We start from the raw sequence: 19,946 nt of genomic DNA on the forward strand, positions 1-19,946 counted from the left end.
GCATGAAATCGGTCATCTCGAATACCGTTTATACCGCCATTGCCGCCAGCTTAGTGGTAGCCCTAGGCGCCTGCCAACCGGCACCGGAACAACCTGCAGCAGTCACGCCCACGCTGGAATTGCGGGCTGATGCGCAGCAGCGCTTGAACATTTATCACCCAATGGAGCTGACGGCTGATCTGAGCCATTTGAGTGATCGCCAACGGCATATGATTGAGCTGTTAATTGAAGCCTCAGAAATTATGGATGCACTGTTTTGGAAGCAAGCCTACCCGGGCGACAAGCAGCAGCTTCTAGCCAGTATCATTGACCCAGCGGCGCGTAAATTCGCTGAGATCAACTACGGCCCGTGGGATCGCCTCAATAGCAACCAAGCCTTTTTGCAAGGTATCGATGCCAAGCCAGCCGGGGCTAATTATTACCCAGCCGATATGAGTAAGGCTGAATTTGAGCAAGCGGAGTTTGCCGGTAAAATTGACCTGTATTCCATGGTCCGCCGCGACCAGCAAGGCCAATTGGTGGCTATTCCGTACAACGTGATGTTCGCTGAGCAGCTTGGTCGTGCCGCTGAATTGCTGCGTGAAGCCGCCGAATACGCCGAGGACCCGCAGTTTGCCAATTATTTGCGCCTACGTGCCGACGCCTTTATGAGCAACAGCTACCAACCATCAGATATGGCCTGGATGGAAATGACCAACAATAAAGTCGACGTGGTGATTGGTCCGATTGAAACCTACGAGGATCAGCTGTACGGCTATCGCGCTGGTTTTGAATCCTATGTGTTGGTGAAAGACTTAGTGTGGAGTGAAAAATTAGCTCACTACGCGCAATACTTGCCCGCGCTACAGCAAGGTTTACCGGTGGATGCTGCCTACAAAGCTGAAGTTCCTGGTGCCGGCGCACAGCTAAACGCCTATGACGTGGTGTACTATGCCGGTCATTCCAATGCTGGCAGCAAAACCATTGCCATTAACCTACCCAACGACGAGCAAGTGCAGCTCGAAAAAGGAACCCGCAGGTTACAGTTAAAGAACGCCATGCGTGCTAAGTTTGACGCCATCATGCTGCCGATTGCGGCGGAGTTGATTGTGCCCGAGCAGCGCCAGCATGTGACCTTCGATGCGTTTTTTGCCAACACCATGTTCCATGAAGTGGCCCACGGTTTAGGCATCAAAAACTTGGTCGGTCAGCCGGGTACCGTGCGTGAGGCCTTGAAAGAAACTGCTTCAGCGTTAGAAGAAGGCAAAGCCGATATTTTGGGTTTGTATATGGTCACGCAATTGCTTGAGCAGGGCGTGATCAGCGAAGGCCAGCTGGAAGATTACTACACCACCTTTTTGGCCGGGATCTTCCGCTCGGTGCGCTTTGGTGCTTCGAGTGCGCACGGCAAAGCCAACATGATCCGCTTTAACTACTTTGCCCAAGCTGGTGCCTTTAGCCGCAATGAGCAAGGCTTGTATGCGGTTGATATGGCCAATATGCGCAGCGCCATGAATAGCCTGTCGGAGAAGATCCTGACTCTGCAAGGTAACGGCGATTATGCCGGCGTAGTGGCGTTATTTGACCAACTTGGTGGCATAGATGCACAACTGCAAGCTGACCTTGCACGCTTAGCTGCAGCTAATATTCCGGTCGATATTACTTTTTCGCAGGGCAAGCAGGTGTTGGGGCTGCGCTAGGCGCTCCGGCTAAATAAAAGGCACCGGTCAATTGGCGAAATTCAGCGGTATAACCACCCTGCTGCTGAATCACTAACTGCTGCTGCTCGGTGACCGTAGGCTGGCGCTGCCATTGCGCTAGCACCAGCTTGGGGGCTTTGTGCGCCACCGTAGTGACCATACAGTAGCGCGCTACATACCAGCCCTGCTGTTGCGTCACAGCGCGCAACTGCGGCCATTGTGCGCTGGGTATCACCATGGCAATCTGGCCGTTGGCGGTGGTTGCCGCGGCGGCACAGCTAAACCACTCAGTGAGATCAAGCCCCGCACCTTGGCGCGCCAATGCGCGTTGGCTATTGCTGCTGGCTAGCGACTGGGCAAAGTACGGCGGATTACTGATGACCAAGTCAAACTGCGGCTGCTTAACGCGCTGAATATCCTGCTGTTGCACCTGCACTTTGTCTGGCCACGGTGATGCGGCTACGTTTTCGGCGGCTTGTGCGGCCGCCGCCTGATCACGTTCAATTGCGGTTATTTCGGCATCTGCGCCGCTCCGTTGTGCCAGCATCAGCGCCAAAATACCGCAGCCACAACCAAAGTCAGCTAGGCGTTTAGCCGCGCCAATGTCTACCCACGCACCCAACAAAAGGCTATCGGTGCTAACTTTCATCGCACAGCGGTCATCTTTAAGATAAAATTGCTGACATTGGAAACCCACGGACTGCCTCATCGAAGCGGTTCTTACACCACAGGACTATAAAATGACGCCAGATTGGGAACAACTGGATCTTGATGACTCGCTCGTTGAAGTGCTCTTAGGTGCGCAGCTGAATAAGCCCGCCCGCGTGCAACAAGCGGTTATTCCACTGGCTTTAGGTGGCGCTGACCTGTTGGTCACCTCGCCCACCGGCACCGGCAAGACCTTAGCGTTTTTACTACCAGCATTGCAACATATGTTGGATTTTCCGCGCCGTCACCCCGGCTCAGCACGGGTGCTGATTTTGGCACCAACGCGCGAGCTGGCGCAACAAATTGCCGAGCAGGCAGATGCCTTTGAGCCCACCACCCAACTAAAAACCGTGTTAATCACCGGTGGGGTGAATTACGGCAGCCAACACGACCAGCTGGATCAACCCTTTGATATTTTAGTAGCAACGCCAGGCCGCTTAGTCGATTTGCTCGGCGCTGACCGCGTGCAATTGGAACAAATTGAGTGGCTGATTATTGACGAAGCTGACCGCATGTTGGACATGGGATTTGCCACTACTGTGAAGCAAATTGTCGCCGAAACGCGCAAGCTGCAGCAAAGCCTGCTGTTCTCAGCCACCCTAGATAGTGCTGGGGTGCGTAAGTTCTCTGCGGAAATTCAACGCGAACCACAAGAGTTGGTGATTGACCCATCGAAGCGCGAAAAAGGTAAAATTTTGCAGCGCTGGTATCAAGCCGATACCGTGGATCACAAATTAAAGCTGTTGCTGCGCTTGCTGCAAGAGCATCCCGGCCGCCGTATTGTGTTTGTGCGTACCCGTGAAAAGGTCGACGAGTTATCCAGCAAGCTACAGCAAGCCGGTATCCGTAATCTGACCTTGCGTGGTGATATGCCGCAAAATGAACGCCAACAAATCATCGCCCGTATGGAGAATTCTGCCGATAGCACCATGATCGCGACCGATGTTGCTGCCCGTGGCCTAGACATTGAAGACATCGCTTTGGTGGTGAACTTTGATTTGCCGAAGCAAGCTGATGTGTACTTGCACCGCATTGGGCGCACTGGCCGCGCTGGTAAATCAGGGTTAGCGGTCAGTTTGGTTGAAGCGCATGACGCCGAAAACTTGCGCCGCATTGAACGCTACCAGAAAATTAAGCTCGAGCGCCGTGTGATTGACGATTTGCGCCCGCAGTATAAATTCCCCGATGCGGTGAAAAAGAAGAAAAAGAGCAAAACCAAAGACAGTAAAAGCGCTAAAGCTGGCAAGGTTGGTAAGTCTGGCAAGGTTGGTAAGGCCCCTGGTGCTGCTAAATCGAAAGCCAAGCCGCGGCCGAAGAGCTAACGGTTTGCTTGGCGGCGCTGCTGATAGCGGTAGCGCCACCAAGTAAAGGCGTAGTAGCTGGCGGCACCTGCTGCATCAGCGACCAGATCGCCCCAGCTAGATGACCGGTACGGCAGCAGCCCTTGAATATATTCAATGGCAAGACCGTACCCCGTTAGAATCAGCAAGGCTAACCAAAACGGTAACGGAAAGGCCCGGTGAAAGGTTAACGCCAGCACAAAAAATGCGCCAAAATGCACCACTTTATCGAGATGCTGGAAACGCGGTAAGGTATTGTTTGACACCTGCATGAGAAACGCAGCGGATAAACCAATTAGCACCAGCAAGAAAATTATCCGAGCTACATTTTTTGGGGTCATTCATACATCCTTTATGCTATTACGAACCATATTAAACCTGCTGGTAAGTGCTAGTGTAACCCATTTGACCGGTTCTCGGAATCGCGCTAACGTGAGCGCCTATTTCACGTGATGGTGACCTTATGAGCGACATTTCATTCGAACAAGCGCTGCAACAACTTGAACAGATTGTAGTAAAACTTGAACAGGGCGAACTGCCATTAGAGCAAGCGCTTGAGCAGTACGAACAGGCTGTCAGTCTGGCACGTATCAGTCAACAAAAGCTGCAACAGGCAGAGCAAAAAATTAGTAAACTTTTGCAACAACAAGGGCAAGAGTCACTGGTGGCATTTCAGCCGCAAGAGGATGAGTAGTGAGTGTCGATGCGTTATTGCGACAAACGCGTACTGAATTAAACGATTATTTGGCGGCGTTATTACAACAACGTCACGCTGAAGCGCCGCGACTGAAGCAAGCCATGCACTATGCCTTAGTACTTGGTGGTAAGCGTATACGGCCGTTTTTAACCCTGCAAATCGGCCAGTTATGTGGCGCGTCACAGCCATTGCTATGGCGTGCCGCAGCGGCATTAGAATGCATCCATGCCTACTCGTTAGTGCATGACGATTTACCGGCTATGGACAACGACGTGCTGCGGCGCGGTCAGCCCACCTGTCATATTGCCTTTGATGAAGCCACCGCCATACTGGCCGGTGATGCGCTGCAAACTCTAGCCTTTGAACTCTTGAGTCACGCCGATGCTGATACCGCGGCGGCTAATCAATTGGCGATGATTCAGCGCTTGGCGCTGGCCAGTGGTGATTTAGGTATGTGCGGTGGTCAGGCACTGGACTTAGCCGCCACCGGGCAGCAGCTTAATGAGCAGCAATTGCAGCAAGTGCATCACAATAAAACCGGCGCCTTAATTCGGGCCGCGGCGCAATTAGGGGTTTTAGCTGGCAATGCAGCGGCACAACAGTATTACAGCCACTTTGACCAATTTGCTGAAGCGCTCGGGCTGGCCTTTCAGGTACAAGACGACATTCTTGATGTGACCGGTACCACTGAGGCCTTAGGAAAAACCCAAGGCAGTGATGCGGCAGCGGCAAAAGCTACGTATGTACAATTATTGGGCTTAGCTGGAGCGCAGGCTAAAGTCCGCGAATTACACCAGAAAGCGCTTCATGCGCTGGCAAGAATCCCATACAATACCGAGGTATTGGAGCAACTTGCAGAGTATCTGCTGACTAGGGACCACTGACTACATGTCACATGCTAAAACCACCTATCCATTGCTGGACCTGATTGATAATCCAGCTGAATTGCGGTTGCTTAATGAGCGACAGTTACCGCAGTTGTGTGGCGAGGTGCGTGAGTTTTTGCTGAATTCCGTCAGTCGCAGTAGCGGCCATTTAGCCTCGGGGCTGGGTACGGTTGAGCTGACTGTAGCGCTGCATTATGTGTATGCCACGCCACACGACCAACTGGTATGGGATGTTGGCCATCAGGCCTATCCGCATAAGATCTTAACCGGGCGTAAAAACCGCTTGCACACCATTCGTCAAAAAGATGGTTTACACCCCTTTCCGTGGCGCCCAGAAAGTGAGTTCGATACCTTGAGTGTGGGTCACTCGAGCACCTCCATTAGTGCGGCCTTAGGCATGGCGATTGCCGCCGAGCGTGAGCAAAGCCAGCAAAAAGTCGTGGCGGTGATTGGCGATGGCGCATTAACCGCCGGTATGGCTTTTGAAGCGTTGAATCACGCCGGTGACATCAAACCCAACATGCTGGTGATCTTGAACGATAACGACATGTCCATTTCAGAGAATGTCGGCGCGCTCAATAATCATTTGGCGCGGGTGTTATCGGGTAAGGTGTACACCTCAATTCGTGAGGGCGGTAAGCGCCTATTGCAAGGCATGCCGGGCATTCAGCATTTGGCCAGCCGTGCCGAAGAGCACATGAAAGGTATGGTAGCGCCGGGTACTATTTTTGAAGAGCTGGGCTTTAACTATATTGGCCCTATTGATGGCCACGACGTGAATTTGTTGGTTGAGACCTTACGCAACATGCGCAGTCTCAAAGGGCCTCAGTTTTTGCACATTGTGACTCGTAAAGGCAAAGGCTACGCCCCTGCTGAGAACGACCCGATCGGCTACCACGGGGTGCCGAAATTTGACCCAAAATCGACCTCGCTGCCGCATAAAGTGGCAGCTACGCCGTCGTATTCGCAAGTTTTCGGCGACTGGTTGTGCGAGATGGCCGCGGGTGATCCTAAGCTGATGGCGGTGACCCCGGCCATGCGCGAGGGTTCGGGCATGGTGCAGTTCTCGCAGCGCTATCCACAACAGTACTTTGATGTGGCCATAGCTGAACAGCATGCGGTGACCTTTGCCGCTGGCTTAGCCATTGGTGGCTTTCAGCCGGTGGTGGCGATTTATTCGACCTTTTTACAACGTGCCTACGACCAGCTTATTCACGATGTCGCACTGCAAAATCTGCCGGTGTTGTTTGCCATTGACCGCGCCGGCATTGTCGGTGCCGATGGCCCCACCCACCAAGGTAGCTTTGATTTAAGTTACTTGCGCTGTGTACCGAACTTAGTGGTGATGACGCCAAGCGATGAAAACGAGTGCCGCAACATGCTCTACACCGGCTATCAGCTGCAGCAGCCTGCTGCCGTGCGCTATCCGCGCGGTAACGGTATTGGTGTAGCCTTTGATGCCGATATGCAAGTGTATCCACTGGGTCAAGCACGGGCTATTCGTAGCGGTGAAGGTATCGCGCTATTGAACTTTGGTACGCTGTTGCCAGAGGTTGAGAAAGCGGCTGAACACCTCAATGCAACGGTGGTAGACATGCGCTTTGTTAAACCACTCGATGGCGCCATGATCAGCCAATTAGCCGCTAGCCATAAACTGCTGGTCAGTATTGAAGAGAACGTCATTGCCGGCGGGGCGGGCAGTGCCGTGCAAGAGTATTTATCCACACAAGCGCTAATCACACCGCTGCTGATGCTCGGCCTGCCTGATGAATTTATTAAGCATGGCTCACAAGAAGAAATTCGTGCTGAGCTGGCGCTCGATAGTCACGGCTTAGTGCAGCAGATTGAGCGCTATATAGCCAAGCTGAATGATTAAACCGGTGGCTACCCCAGCCACCACATCGTCGGCCATAATACCCAAGCCACCCGTAAGCTTACGGTCACACCAACCAATGGGGCCTGGCTTCGTGATATCCAGTAAGCGAAACAGTAAAAATGCCAGCAGCAGGTTCTGCCAGGTCCACGACAAGCCAATAAACGCCACCATATAGCCGGCAATTTCATCCCAAACAATCGCTGGGCTATCATGCTCGCCCATGGCTTTGGCGGTATAGCCACAAATACCGACACCTGCGATCACCACGAGCAGCGTCAGTGCTAGGTAACCCCAGCTACCGGTTTGTTGCGCTAACCACACCACCGGCAGCGCCGCAAGCGTACCAAAGGTACCGGGTGCTTTTGGTGCCAAGCCTGAACCAAAACCGAGCGCTAAACAATGTATGGGGTGACGCAATAAGCGCGCAGTATTCATTGCTGGTTACTCATTGGTCGTGCTCGAACGCGGTGGTGGTTTGAAAATGCTGATAGCCGGCCGGTTGCGCTAGTTGCCACGGCTCGCCATCGAGCTCGAGCTTCAATTTGCCGGGTTCACTGGTAATACGGCCAATACAGGTGGGTTTGCTGGCACTACGAGCTACTAGGGTGTCAAATACGCCACGGCGCGACTCGGGTACGGTAAAGCACAGTTCGTAATCATCACCACTGGTCAATGCAAGTTCAATAGCGCGCTGCTGATCGACACTTTCGGTCATGGCTAGCGATAACGGTAATTCTTGCAGACTCAGCCGAGCGCCAACGTGTGAGGCTTTCAGTAAATGCTGTAAATCAGCTACCAGACCATCGGAAACATCAATGGCGCTGCTCGCTATGCCACGCAGCGATTGCCCGAGGGCAACCCGCGGTGACGGCATAAATAGTCGTTCACAGGCACGGCGATAATGATCATCAGCAATACGTATACGTTTTTGTTGCGCAGCGAGTGCTAAACCGGCATCGCCGAGAGCACCACTGACAAATAACCAGTCACCGGGCTTGGCGCCATCACGACGAATGGCAGTACCCTGCGGCAGCCAACCATGGGCGGTGACGGTAACCGACAACGGCCCTTGGGTGGTGTCGCCACCAATCAGCTGGCAGCCATAATACTCACAAATGTCACGTAAGCCTTGGGCAAAGCCGGTCAGCCATTCGTGGTCAATGCTGGGGAGTGTAAGCGCAAGGCTGACCCAGGCTGGCTCGGCGCCCATGGCGGCGAGATCGCTGAGATTAACAGCAACGATTTTGTGACCAATGGCACGGGCGGGCACATGCTGATCAAAATGCACGCCGGCCACCATGGTATCGGTCACCACCACCAGTTGATTATTTGCTGGGCAGTTCAGTACCGCGCCATCATCACCAATACCAACCACAACGTCACTGCGCTGGGGCTGGCGATGGGTAAAATAGCTATCGATTAGGTCGAATTCAGCAAATGCCATGAGCTGGCCTTGGGGCGCTTACTTACGCGACGGACGTAAGCTGTTAATGGCTTTGTCGAGCACGCCGTTCACAAAGCGATGGCTGTCGTCAGCACCAAAGGCTTTAGCCAATTCAATGGCTTCGTTAATGGCAACTTTGTAGGGCACATCAAGGCGATCGCGCAACTCGTACGCGGCTAAGCGCAGCACCGCATGCTCAATGTGGTCGAGATCGTTAAGTGGACGGTCGAGGAATGGCTCAAGAGCCAAATCAAGGGTTTGTGACTGACCCGCCACGCCGCGCACCAGCGCTAAAAAATAGTCAACATCAATTTTGCTGGTGTCATTATCGGTCAGAAATTGGGCTTCGATATCGCTCATACTATTCTGCGACAACTGCCAGGAATAAATGGCTTGCACCGCCAGTTTGCGGGCTTTACGACGTGCTGCTGGTTTCATGCTATTAACCTTTTAATTGGTCAAGCAAATTGACCATTTCCAGCGCTGTCAGGGCCGCTTCAGCACCCTTGTTGCCGGCTTTGGTACCACTGCGCTCAATGGCTTGCTCAATGGTATCGGTGGTAATTACACCGTTGGCGACGGGAATCGCATACTGATGACCAACACGACTTAAACCGCTGTTACACTCGCCGGCAACAAAATCAAAATGCGGGGTGGCGCCGCGAATCACTGCACCTAAGGCGATGATGGCATGATAATTTCCACTGGCTGCCAGGGTTTGCACCGCCAATGGGATCTCGTAAGCGCCCGGTACTTTGACCACGGTGATGTCGTCGGCATTGACTTGACCGTATTGCTGCAGTGCTTGAATGGCACCGGCTTGTAAACTGTCCACCACAAAGTGGTTAAACCGTGACACCACCAATGCGAACTTTTTGCCTTTTGCGGCAATACCGCCTTCAATCATCTTCATGGAAGCTATCCTTCAGTACGAGCTACGCTAAATTTCGCGCGATAATAGCACAAATTTGTCGATCAGGCATTCTGCGGTTTTTTACCCACGGCGTGAGCCACTTCGGCTTTGACCCGCAACAATTCTTCATCAATATCACCGGTAATCAACATCGGCGGGCGTATTTCCATCACTTTGCGGGAGAAATCTAAGGCAATCGGTACCACAGGTACACCCGTTGCTTTGGCCATATGTAAAAAACCTTTCTTCCATTCATCGACTTTTTTACGGGTGCCCTCGGGCGATAAAGCCAGCATCAATTCATCACGCTGCTTAAATTCTTCGATCATTTGCGCCACTACGCCCTGCGCAGAGCCTCGATTCAGTGGAATACCGCCTAGCCAAATCAATAAACCACGAACAGGAAAACGGAAAATAGTGTGCTTACCAAGAAAAGATAGCTTCATGCCTAGGGCAAGTTTCACAAACACACCGACAAAGAAGTCCCAATTCGAGGTGTGGGGGGCAACTGGAATAATCGCTTGGCGAGTTTGTGGTAATTCACCCTCTACCCGCCAGCCACCTAAAACGCGCATACCGACGCGACCAACCCAACGGCTAAAACGATTGCCTCGGGTTGGGAATGGACCGCGCAGGTGCTCCGGGATGACCGAATTGATATCGCTCATAGTCTGATACGCCTACGGTGACACAGCAGCTTGAATAGCGCTCAGCTTAAGCTTAACTCGGCGAATGTTATCAGGCCCGAGGCGCAACATTTGTTTTTGTGCATCCGGTAATGATTCCAGTGCCGGATCAGCAAATCGATACATCACCGTGTCATCGGTCAATTCCACCACCGTACCCACCGCAGGGGTGTCGTTCAGTACCGCAATGGCTTCGAGCAGCACTTGCTCTGGAGCGGTATCTGGATAGCCAATCTCCGCCAAGGCAGCAACAATCAGTGGCCGATAGCGCTGCATCATAGTCACTAATACCTCAGTATCAAGGCTAACAAACCAATCAACTAAGGTGTTATAGCGGTCATAGCTGCGCGGATCGATATAGAGTTTGTCGTTTTGCTCAAGTACCCGGAATGCATTGCGCGGCCCGTCAATACCCGCCTTATCGCGTACCACCACGCCATTGCGGAGGTTATCGATGAACACCACTGCATCGCGGATTAACTGCGTACTGGTTAATGCTGAGGTATCTTGCTGCGCCAGCTGTAGTTGCTCGATGACATCGGCTGTGCTGGTGGCTAATTCAGGCAGAATAGGCTGTTCCTCAACCACCTCAAGCTCGACTGTTTCTGGCAGTTCGGGCGGCAGCTGCTCGGTCTCTTGTGGTTGTTGTTGTGGTTGTTCTGGCACCTCCACTTCAACCACTTGCGGCTGTTCAATCGGAGTAGGTTGTTGACGCTGTTGATTGACCCATAACCAGGCAATGATTGCCGCTGCTAAGGCAACAACAATCACAATAGTAAAGATGAGTTTGCCGTTGCCAGATGCGGCTGGGGGCTCATCACGGTATAGGTCAGTCATTCACTACTCCTCTTGAAACTATTGATCCTGCTCGGCGCGGCAAAAGACTAATTCTGTTGCCGTTGATTGCGCTGGGTCAAAACGATATCCAGCGGCGTTAAATTGCTGTAAACCGGCGACCGTAGTGACTTGCTCGTTGATCACATAGCGAGCCATAGCACCACGCGCCTTTTTCGCCCAAAAACTGATGACTTTATACTGCCCGTTTTTCTCATCTTTGAACACGGGGGTAATCACCTGAGCTTTCAAATGACGCGTCTTTACACTACTAAAATACTCGTTAGACGCCAAGTTCACCAATATATCGCTGCCAATAGCGGCTAAATCGTCATTGAGCTTATCGGTAATCGCTTGGCCCCAAAACTCATACAGGTTCTTTCCACGCTCAGTTGCTAGGCTGGTTCCCATCTCTAAACGGTAGGGTTGCATTAAGTCTAATGGCCGTAATACACCATATAGACCTGACAAGATGCGTAAATGTTCCTGGGCATAGTAAATAGCTTGATTGGAAAATTTTTCCGCGGCTAAACCCGTGTAAACGTCGCCCGCAAAGGCATACATGGCTGGCCGGGCATTATCGGCAGTAAAGGGTTGTTGCCAGCTTTGAAAACGAGCGGCATTGAGACCAGCCAATTTATCACTGATATGCATCAATTGGCTTAAATCAGTAGGTGTTAAGTGCTTGGCAACATCAACCAGTTGCTGAGCATGTTCTAGCATCCGCGGCTGCGAAAAGTCCGCTGTTGGCAGCGGACTTTCGTAGTCTAGGTTTTTCGCGGGAGATAATACGACGAGCATGTCATGCCCCCTTGATGATTATGGTAGTTGGTCGAGATCTTCGCCTTCTTTCTCAATCTCAGGTGGGAGCAGGTCTTCACGACTAATTCCCAACATAAATGCCAGCGCACTGGCAACGAAGATAGATGAATAGGTACCAATGAAAACACCAAATAATAGTGCCGTGGCAAAGCCATGGATCAATTGACCACCCAAGAAGAACAGCGCTAACAACACCAGAACGGTAGTTAACGAGGTGATCACGGTGCGGCTCATGGTGTCGGTAATGGCACCATTGATGACTTCTTCGCTGCTGTATTTACGGAACTTCAGGAAGTTCTCGCGAATACGGTCACAGACCACCACGGTATCGTTGATGGAATAACCGATCACCGCCAGCAAAGCTGCCAATACGGTCAGGTCAAACTCAAGCTGCAACACTGAGAACAGCCCTAAAGTGATTATCACGTCATGCGCCAACGCACCCACGGCACCGAGCGCTAACCGCCATTCAAAGCGAATAGCGATGTAGATCAAGATACAAATCAGCGCGGTCAACAGCGCTAAACCGCCCTGCTCAGCCAATTCATCGCCAACGCTAGCGCTGACGAATTCACTGCGACGCAAATCGACTTTCTCACTACTACTAGCGCGCATCATGGCAACAATCTGGTCGCCGGTTTGCTGGGCATTGACACCCTCAATGGCGTCGATACGAATCAACACATCGCGCTGGGTACCAAAGTTCTGCACCACCGCCGAGTTAAAGCCGTTTTGCTCTAACACCGAGCGGATCTGGCCCAAATCAGCATTTTGCTGATAGCCCAGTTCAATCACCGTACCGCCGGTGAAGTCCAAACCCCAATTGAGTTTATTGACCGCTAATGAGGTGATTGAGCCAATCAGCAATAATGCGCTCAGAATAAGCGCCGGCATACGATAGCGCATAAACTGAATGGTTTTATCTGTACTAATTAATTCACGCATAGTGGCCCCTTACACCGACAGCTTATCAATGCGCTTGCCGCCCCAAATTGCGTTTACAACCGCACGGGTGCCGACAATGGCAGTGAACATGGAGGTGATAATACCGATGGCCAAAGTGACCGCGAAACCTTTAATCGGGCCAGTACCTACGGCAAATAGAATAATGGCGGCAATTAAGGTGGTGATGTTAGCATCCGCAATGGTTGACAGCGCGCTATCATAACCATGGTGAATCGCCTGTTGCGGGCTGCGCTTGGCTTTAATCTCTTCACGAATACGCTCAAAAATCAGTACGTTGGCATCAACCGCCATACCTACGGTCAGAACGATACCAGCCATACCAGGCAAGGTCAGCGTAGCACCTGGGATCATCGACATCACACCAATAATCAACACTAAGTTAGCGGCCAAAGCAGCGTTCGCCACCAAACCAAACTTGCGGTAGTACACCACCATAAACACCAATACCATGACAAAGCCCCAGATGATGGCTTGCATACCCATATTGATATTCTCTTGCCCTAAGCTTGGGCCAATGGTGCGTTCTTCAACAATTTGAATGGGCGCAATCAAAGCACCGGCACGCAGCAGCAATGCCAAGTTTTGCGCTTCTTGCTGCGAGCTGATACCGGTAATGCGGAAATTACTGCCTAAGCGTGAATTAATCGTGGCGATGTTGATTACTTCGGCCAATGGCTCAAACACCAGCTTACCCTCGGCATCCCGATCACCAGTGGCTTTATACTCAATGAACAGAGTTGCCATTGGGTTGCCAACGTTATCGCGAGTGGCCAACGACATTTTGTCACCGCCTGCGCCGTCTAGTGAAATGCTCACTTGCGGGCGCTGATACTCGTCAAACCCAGCGGTGGCATTAACAATATGGTCACCGGTCAAAATGACATCTTCTTTTAACAGCACATTACCGCCTTGGCGATTCGGAAATAACTCCGAGCCGAATGGCACACGGCCACGTTCGGCCTCTAACATGCTGTTTTCAGAGTCCACCATACGGAATTCAAGGGTGGCGGTAGCGCCCAAAATTTCTTTCGCGCGCGCGGTGTCTTGCACGCCCGGTAGCTGCACCACGATACGATCAGCACCTTGCCGTTGAACCAATGGCTCGGCAACACCCAATTCGTTGACCCGATTCCGCAAAATCGTGACGTTTTGCGAAATAGCGTAGTCTTGGGTTTCTTGTAATTTGGTTTCGGTCATGCGCAAGCGAATACTGAACGCATCGCTATCGGTGACCTCATCGTAACCAGGGTAACGATTGTTGAGATAACTATCGGCAGCGGCGAAATCTTCTGCCGTGCGCAAGGTGATCACCACATCGTTACCATCGCGATTAACCGCGGTATAGCGAATACGTTCGTCACGCAATTCGGTACGAACACTGTCACGCAGCTGATCTTGGATCTTACGAACCGCTTCGGCCATGTCGACTTCCATTAAGAAGTGCACGCCACCGCGTAAATCAAGACCAAGTTTGAGTGGCTCAGCACCTAGGCTCTCAAGCCAGTCGGGTGTTGCTGCCGCTAAGTTAAGCGCCACCACGTATTGATTACCGAGGGCTCTTAAGATCACATCGCGAGCTTCAAGTTGATCACTATCGTTGGTCACACGAACTAGTACTTGATCACCCTCAATCACCACTGATTTCGGCACAATCTGCGCTTGATCGAGCGCCTGCTCGACTTGCTCTAGGGTACTGTTATCGATAGTGGTGGTGCGGGTTGCGGAAACCTGGACGGCGTAATCTTCACCATAGAGATTAGGCAGCGCATACAGCGCTGCCACAGCCAGAACGAAGATAACCAGTAAGTTTTTCCACAGTGGAAACTTATTTAACACGAGCGGTCCTTATCTCTTGATTACAGAGATTTCATCGTTCCTTTCGGAAGTACGGCAGTTACAGCAGATTTCTGTACCATCACTTCAACGCTATCAGCTAGGCTCAGCACCATGAAGTCTTTGTCATCACTGATTTTGCTGATGCGACCGACCATACCGCCGTTCATGAGTACTTCATCACCCTTGGCTACACTTGCAATCAGTTCACGATGCTGCTTAACGCGCTTAGCTTGCGGCCGGTAGATCATGAAATAGAAGATCAAACCGAACATAACCAGCATGAAAATCAATTCCATACCGCCACCTTGTGGTGCTGCGCCGTCTTGTGCGTAAGCTGGTGCAATCAAGAAATCCATAGTGTTCCCCTAAAAGTTTTATTGGTTAAGGCAAAAGATGGGGCTAACTTTAAAGGAATCAAGCCCCATACTCCAGTTTTTTCCGGCTGTGACACTGTACTATGGTAGCACAGTCGCCACCCTAGGCAGCTGCTTAAAAGCATGCCAAACTGCAAGGTATAGAACGATTAGGGAACCGCCCATGGAACTGATACTTTGGTGGACCGACCATCTTGGCGTGGCGGTATTTGCAATTGCCGGAACCTTACTGGCGTTTCGTAAAAATTTGGATGGTTTTGGCGTGGTGGTTTTAGCCTCTGTGACCGCCATTGGCGGCGGCACAGTACGCGACCTGATTCTCGATTTACCGGTGTTTTGGGTGTATGACCCCAGTTATATCTACGCCATTTTGTTAGCCGCGCTAGCTACCATTATCTGGCTGCGTTTTCGTGATGTGATTCCGCTGACGACCTTGCTGGTTGCTGATGCGGTTGGGGTGGCATTTTTTACCGTGATGGGCGCACAAAAAGCCCTTGAAGCCGGCTTCTTACCGATTATTTGTGTGATCATGGGTACCATTACCGCCTGCTTCGGCGGCATGCTGCGCGATGTCCTTGCCCGTGATTTACCCATGGTGCTCAAAGGTGAACTCTACGCCACGACCTGTATTGCCGGGGCCAGCGTGTATGTATTGCTACAACCCTATCAACCTGCCTGGGCGCTGCTTATCGGTGGTTTGGTGACGCTGCTGCTGCGCCTTGGCGCAATAAAATGGCAATGGACGCTGGCGGTGTTTCAGCCGCACAGTAACGAGCATCCGTAATCATGCTTAGTGTATCGCTAACGATTATTTTAGCTATTGGCTACATTGCCGTTCTATACAGCATTGCCTATCGCGGCGAACGCAAACCAGCTAACCAAATCAAACCTTACCGCTACGCCTTGGCACAAGGGATTCACTGCACTACTTGGGCGTTTTACGGCACCATTACCCAATCGGCCTATTATGGTTGGTCGATGGCACCCACTTATGTTGGCGCTATTGCGGTATTTTTGTTCGCTCATCGGTTACAAATGCGCTTGCTCAATGTCTGTAAGCAGCAGAATCTCACCTCTATCGCCGACGTCATTAGTAACCGCTATGGCAAAGCCTCGGGCCTTGGCATGGTGGTGGCAGGCATCGCGCTGATTGGCATTGTGCCCTATATTGCGCTGCAATTGCGCGCCGTGACGGGCAGCTTTGCCGCAGTAACTGGGCTGGCTGATCGGCCGATCCCCTGGTTTGGCGATGTCGCGACTTTGGTGGCGCTCGGCATGATCGGCTTTGCCATTTTATTTGGTACGCGGCGCTTGAGCTTGGCTGAACAACATTCTGGTTTAATGGACGCAGTAGCCTTTGAATCGGTGGTCAAGCTACTCGCGTTTATGCTGGTTGGCGCCTATGTCAGCTACCAGATGTTTGATGGTATTAGTGACTTAGTCATTCAAGCGGCGCAAAGCCCGCAGGTCAGCGCGGTCATGAGTGGCCAACCGCAAGGTATGTATGTGTATGCCACGCATATTTTGTTGGGTGCTATTTCGATGTTTTGCCTACCGCGGCAATTTCATGTCAGTTATATCGAAAACACCGACCCAGAAGAACTGCGCACCGCGCGCTGGGCCTTCCCGCTGTATTTGTTCGCCATTAACCTCTTTATCTTACCCATTGCGCTGGCAGGGCTATTGTTGGTGCCAGAAGCCGCGCGTAGTGACACCTTTATGCTGACCTTGTTGTTACAAGCTGAGCAACCACTGATGACAGCTATCGCCTTTATTGGCGGCCTCGCTTCAGCCACCAGCATGGTGATCATTGCCACCCTAGCGCTGAGCATCATGATGTCGAACGACGTGATTATGCCGCTGTGGCTGCGCTTAACTGAGCAACGGCTGCGTAAATTCAGTTTTACCCCGGGTAAAATCCTGCTGATTCGCCGCAGCACCATTATTGTCATTGTATTACTGGCTTATGGCTTTCATAAATTAACCGAAGCCAACTTGCCGCTGGTGAACGCCGGCTTGTTATCGCTGGCCCTGTTGGCACAGCTGGCGCCAGCATTATTGGGCGGGATGATATGGCAACGCGGCAATAAATTTGGCGCCATTAGCGGCATTTTTGTTGGTACCGTGCTGTGGCTATGGCTGTTATTGATCCCCAGCATTCGCGTAGACCAAGCGCTTAGTGATAGTGCGCTCAGTGATGGCGTGTTGTTGAGCTTATTAGCGAATACCCTGCTCTACATTGCCGCCTCGTGGTGGCGCCGGCCATCGTGGCTTGAGCAGCAACAGCGACGACAGTTTTTGGACCCGTTGGCGCAGTCTACCGAACCCTTGCATGCGCAATCTATTAGTTGGGGCCGACTGCGGCAAGTGTTAGCACGGTTCTTTGATAGTGTTGAGCTAGACCGCATGAATACCCGCATGCAGGTGGATCTGGGCGCCGCGCATCATGATGAATTAGTACCGGGACACATTGTTGCGCGCATTGAACGCGAGCTCGCCGCGGTGATAGGTAGTGCAGCTAGTCGTATTTTACTTGAAGCCATTACCCAACAACCGAGCGTGCCGTTATCGCAAGTGGTGACTTGGGCGACGCAAGCCTCGCAGCTGTACAAATTCAACCGTGAGTTACTGCAAGCCTCGGTGGAAAATATCCCGCAAGGGATCTCGGTGATTGATGGTGATCTGCGCCTGGTCGCCTGGAACCGTCGCTATCTTGAACTATTCCAATACCCGGCTGGCTTCGTTCATGCCGGCATGGCCGTGGCTGATATTTTGCGCTACAACGCCCAGCGCGGTTTGCTTGGCTTGGGTAACGAGGCCAGTTTGCAAGCCGAAGTAGATAAACGTTTAGCCTACTTGCGGGCCGGCAGTGCTTACCGCTATCAACGCGAGCAGGGCGACCGGGTGATTGAGCTACAGGGCGCGCCTATGCCTGGTGGCGGCTTTGTTACCACCTATACCGATATCACCGAATTAGTGGCCACCCAACGCGAGTTAGAGCGTATCAATGCCGAACTGGAACAACGGGTGGATGAGCGCACGCAAGAGCTGCTAGCCGCCAAACAAGCTGAAGAGCGCGCGCACATCAGTAAAACCAAGTTCTTTGCCGCTGTCAGTCATGACCTGATGCAGCCATTTAATGCCGCCACGTTATTTTGTGACATGCTGCGCCAGCGCATTAATGATGAGCAAAAGCAGTTGGTGATTCATGTGCAGCAATCGCTACAAAACGCCGAAGAGTTGCTGACCATGTTACTCGACATGACCCGCCTTGAAGCGGGTAATTTGCCAGTGCACAAGCAGCAGGTAGCCTTGCATGATGTGCTACAACCGCTGATTGATAGTCAGCAGGTGATTGCCGCTGAAAAACAGCTCAGCATTCACTATATCCCCACCAGTGCGGTGCTCTATACCGACCGCAAGTTACTTAGCCGTATTGTGCAAAATTTACTGTCCAATGCCGTGCGCTATACCGATAGCGGCCGCATCATTATTGGTGGGCGCCGCCGTGGTCAACACCTGCAGTTGCATATCATTGATACCGGCCGCGGTATCCCGGCTGACCAACGGGATAATATTTTCCGCGAGTTTCATCAACTTGAACAAGCCGGCGATAACCCTGGTCTCGGCCTTGGTTTGGCGATTGTTGAACGGATGTGTCGACTGTTGACTATCCCGCTCGATTTGCAGTCTGAACTCGGTGTTGGTACGCGCTTTAGCCTGACTTTGCCGGTGCAACGCTGGCAGTCGCCACAACAACGCGTGCTAAGTCATAACGAAGCTGGCTTCGAACGTTTCTTACAGGGTAAACGATTGTGGGTAGTCGACAACGATAGTCGCTTATTGGCTGCGGTAGCGCAGTTACTAACCGATTGGGGTGCCGAGGTCTTCAGCGCCACCGGGCGTGAACACTTGCCCAGTGACGCAGCGACCTGCCCCGACTTAGTGATCTTGGATTACCATCTGGATGGCGGTGATACCGGTATTGAAGTACTCAAAGCGCTGCGCCAGCGCTGTGGGGTGATGCTGCCAGCGATTATCAATTCGGCCGACCCAGACGAACAATTGCGTGAACAAGCCATTGCCGAGCAAGCGTTGTTTATGCCCAAGCCACTGAAAACTGCGGCACTGAAACGCTCACTTAAACGTCTGCTGCGTTAGTCTCGTTACCAGCACTCAGCATTTGTTTGAACAACACCCCAGCCTGGGTGCGGTTGAGCACATCAAGTTTGCGCAAAATTGCTGAGACGTGCTGCTTGATAGTGGTTTCTTGCACATTCAATTCATAGGCAATTTGCTTATTCAGCAGACCATCGGCCAAACATTCTAATACCCGATATTGCTGCGGCGTCAGTTGCTCAAGGCGGCTGGCAAAAGCCTGTGCGGGGTTTGCTGGCAATTGATTGATGGTATCGAGCAAGTGCTCAGGCAGCCAGGTATCGCCAGCCAGCACCACGTGCACGGCGCGTTGCAGTTCGGCCAGCGGCATTGATTTGGGAATATAGGCACTGGCACCATAGGCCATGGCCTGTTGAATCACACTGACCTGTTCATTGGCCGACACAATCACCACTAAGATATCGGGGTAACGACTGCGTAACGAGGTTAAGCCCGCTAGGCCTTTATTGCCAGGCATGGATAAATCTAGCAGGACCAGTTCAATATGCGGTTCATGCTGCAGCAGCTCCAATAATTGCTCAAAACTCGCCGCCTCTTTGATATCGGTGGACAAAGTTTGTTGCAATGCCTGCTTAAGTGCAGCTCGAAATAGCGGATGATCATCAGCAATAATTGCGCGCGCCATAGTCTCTTGCATGAACTGAGGGGAAGATGGGGTCATGCTAACGCGTCCAGAGTAAAAAGTCAGCGCCTACCGACACCGTT

General features: G+C 52.0%; 20 protein-coding genes. 7 read left to right on the forward strand and 13 right to left on the reverse strand.

Translation table 11 applies throughout. The features are described from left to right. Positions 1 to 2 precede the first annotated feature (2 nt). Entirely contained in the window at positions 3 to 1,679 is a 1,677-nt protein-coding gene (locus EFO84_RS02395) for a DUF8614 domain-containing protein (protein ID WP_127346475.1), read from the forward strand. On the opposite strand, the gene EFO84_RS02400 is transcribed toward EFO84_RS02395, so the two are convergent. Continuing rightward, complete coding sequence (locus tag EFO84_RS02400; RefSeq protein ID WP_127346476.1) at positions 1,639 to 2,388, reverse strand: tRNA1(Val) (adenine(37)-N6)-methyltransferase; 750 nt, start codon at positions 2,386 to 2,388, stop codon at positions 1,639 to 1,641. The genes EFO84_RS02395 and EFO84_RS02400 overlap by 41 nt on opposite strands. Before the next feature lie 31 nt (positions 2,389 to 2,419). Between EFO84_RS02400 and srmB the strand changes: the two genes are divergently transcribed. Next, positions 2,420 to 3,709 (forward strand): ATP-dependent RNA helicase SrmB, encoded by a 1,290-nt coding sequence (gene srmB / locus EFO84_RS02405; protein WP_127346477.1) that lies wholly within the window; start codon positions 2,420 to 2,422, stop codon positions 3,707 to 3,709. Here srmB and EFO84_RS02410 read toward each other — a convergent pair. Further along, on the reverse strand, positions 3,706 to 4,068 hold the full coding sequence (locus tag EFO84_RS02410; protein ID WP_127346478.1) for a VanZ family protein: 363 nt from the start codon (positions 4,066 to 4,068) through the stop codon (positions 3,706 to 3,708). The two genes, srmB and EFO84_RS02410, sit on opposite strands and share 4 nt — an antisense overlap. Before the next feature lie 122 nt (positions 4,069 to 4,190). Here EFO84_RS02410 and EFO84_RS02415 point away from each other — a divergent pair, with 122 nt between their 5' ends. Genes EFO84_RS02415 through dxs form a run of 3 tightly spaced genes read left to right on the forward strand, consistent with a single transcriptional unit; the run spans position 4,191 to position 7,187 of the window. Further along, positions 4,191 to 4,421, forward strand: coding sequence for an exodeoxyribonuclease VII small subunit (locus EFO84_RS02415; protein WP_127346479.1), 231 nt, complete (start codon positions 4,191 to 4,193; stop codon positions 4,419 to 4,421). Next, positions 4,421 to 5,308 (forward strand): (2E,6E)-farnesyl diphosphate synthase, encoded by an 888-nt coding sequence (ispA, locus tag EFO84_RS02420; protein ID WP_127346480.1) that lies wholly within the window; start codon positions 4,421 to 4,423, stop codon positions 5,306 to 5,308. The genes EFO84_RS02415 and ispA overlap by 1 nt, the downstream gene beginning before the upstream one ends. A gap of 4 nt (positions 5,309 to 5,312) precedes the next feature. Then, positions 5,313 to 7,187, forward strand: a complete 1,875-nt coding sequence (gene dxs, locus EFO84_RS02425; RefSeq protein WP_127346481.1) for a 1-deoxy-D-xylulose-5-phosphate synthase — start codon at positions 5,313 to 5,315, stop codon at positions 7,185 to 7,187. Here the strand turns inward: dxs and EFO84_RS02430 are convergent. The 10 genes from EFO84_RS02430 to yajC all read right to left on the reverse strand — a co-directional run bounded on the left by EFO84_RS02430 (position 7,143) and on the right by yajC (position 15,044). Then, a complete protein-coding gene (locus tag EFO84_RS02430; protein WP_127346482.1) occupies positions 7,143 to 7,622 on the reverse strand; it encodes a phosphatidylglycerophosphatase A family protein in 480 nt (159 codons plus the stop codon). The genes dxs and EFO84_RS02430 overlap by 45 nt on opposite strands. A 10-nt stretch (positions 7,623 to 7,632) precedes the next feature. Beyond that, positions 7,633 to 8,631: a thiamine-phosphate kinase gene (gene thiL / locus EFO84_RS02435; RefSeq protein WP_127346483.1), complete on the reverse strand. Its 999-nt coding sequence runs from the start codon at positions 8,629 to 8,631 to the stop codon at positions 7,633 to 7,635. 18 nt (positions 8,632 to 8,649) lie between these two features. Further along, on the reverse strand, positions 8,650 to 9,069 hold the full coding sequence (gene nusB / locus EFO84_RS02440) for a transcription antitermination factor NusB (RefSeq protein WP_127346484.1): 420 nt from the start codon (positions 9,067 to 9,069) through the stop codon (positions 8,650 to 8,652). A gap of 4 nt (positions 9,070 to 9,073) precedes the next feature. Continuing rightward, positions 9,074 to 9,544, reverse strand: a complete 471-nt coding sequence (ribH, locus tag EFO84_RS02445; protein ID WP_127346485.1) for a 6,7-dimethyl-8-ribityllumazine synthase — start codon at positions 9,542 to 9,544, stop codon at positions 9,074 to 9,076. Between the two features lie 62 nt (positions 9,545 to 9,606). Next, on the reverse strand, positions 9,607 to 10,212 hold the full coding sequence (locus tag EFO84_RS02450; RefSeq protein ID WP_127346486.1) for a 1-acyl-sn-glycerol-3-phosphate acyltransferase: 606 nt from the start codon (positions 10,210 to 10,212) through the stop codon (positions 9,607 to 9,609). 12 nt (positions 10,213 to 10,224) lie between these two features. Then, positions 10,225 to 11,067, reverse strand: a complete 843-nt coding sequence (locus tag EFO84_RS02455; RefSeq protein WP_127346487.1) for a DUF3014 domain-containing protein — start codon at positions 11,065 to 11,067, stop codon at positions 10,225 to 10,227. A gap of 18 nt (positions 11,068 to 11,085) precedes the next feature. After that, positions 11,086 to 11,865 (reverse strand): peroxide stress protein YaaA, encoded by a 780-nt coding sequence (gene yaaA / locus EFO84_RS02460; protein ID WP_127346488.1) that lies wholly within the window; start codon positions 11,863 to 11,865, stop codon positions 11,086 to 11,088. Between the two features lie 18 nt (positions 11,866 to 11,883). Continuing rightward, positions 11,884 to 12,831, reverse strand: coding sequence for a protein translocase subunit SecF (gene secF / locus EFO84_RS02465; RefSeq protein WP_127346489.1), 948 nt, complete (start codon positions 12,829 to 12,831; stop codon positions 11,884 to 11,886). A 9-nt stretch (positions 12,832 to 12,840) separates the two neighbouring features. Next, positions 12,841 to 14,688: a protein translocase subunit SecD gene (secD, locus tag EFO84_RS02470; protein WP_127346490.1), complete on the reverse strand. Its 1,848-nt coding sequence runs from the start codon at positions 14,686 to 14,688 to the stop codon at positions 12,841 to 12,843. A 20-nt stretch (positions 14,689 to 14,708) separates the two neighbouring features. Beyond that, entirely contained in the window at positions 14,709 to 15,044 is a 336-nt protein-coding gene (gene yajC, locus EFO84_RS02475; protein ID WP_127346491.1) for a preprotein translocase subunit YajC, read from the reverse strand. A 181-nt stretch (positions 15,045 to 15,225) separates the two neighbouring features. Between yajC and EFO84_RS02480 the strand changes: the two genes are divergently transcribed. After that, complete coding sequence (locus EFO84_RS02480) at positions 15,226 to 15,846, forward strand: trimeric intracellular cation channel family protein (RefSeq protein WP_127346492.1); 621 nt, start codon at positions 15,226 to 15,228, stop codon at positions 15,844 to 15,846. 2 nt (positions 15,847 to 15,848) lie between these two features. After that, entirely contained in the window at positions 15,849 to 19,223 is a 3,375-nt protein-coding gene (locus EFO84_RS02485) for a hybrid sensor histidine kinase/response regulator (RefSeq protein ID WP_127346493.1), read from the forward strand. Here EFO84_RS02485 and EFO84_RS02490 read toward each other — a convergent pair. After that, a complete protein-coding gene (locus EFO84_RS02490; RefSeq protein WP_240642629.1) occupies positions 19,204 to 19,902 on the reverse strand; it encodes a response regulator in 699 nt (232 codons plus the stop codon). The two genes, EFO84_RS02485 and EFO84_RS02490, sit on opposite strands and share 20 nt — an antisense overlap. Positions 19,903 to 19,946 lie beyond the last annotated feature (44 nt).

The sequence above is a fragment of the Pseudidiomarina mangrovi genome (genome assembly GCF_003999375.1).
GTDB lineage: Bacteria > Pseudomonadota > Gammaproteobacteria > Enterobacterales > Alteromonadaceae > Pseudidiomarina > Pseudidiomarina mangrovi.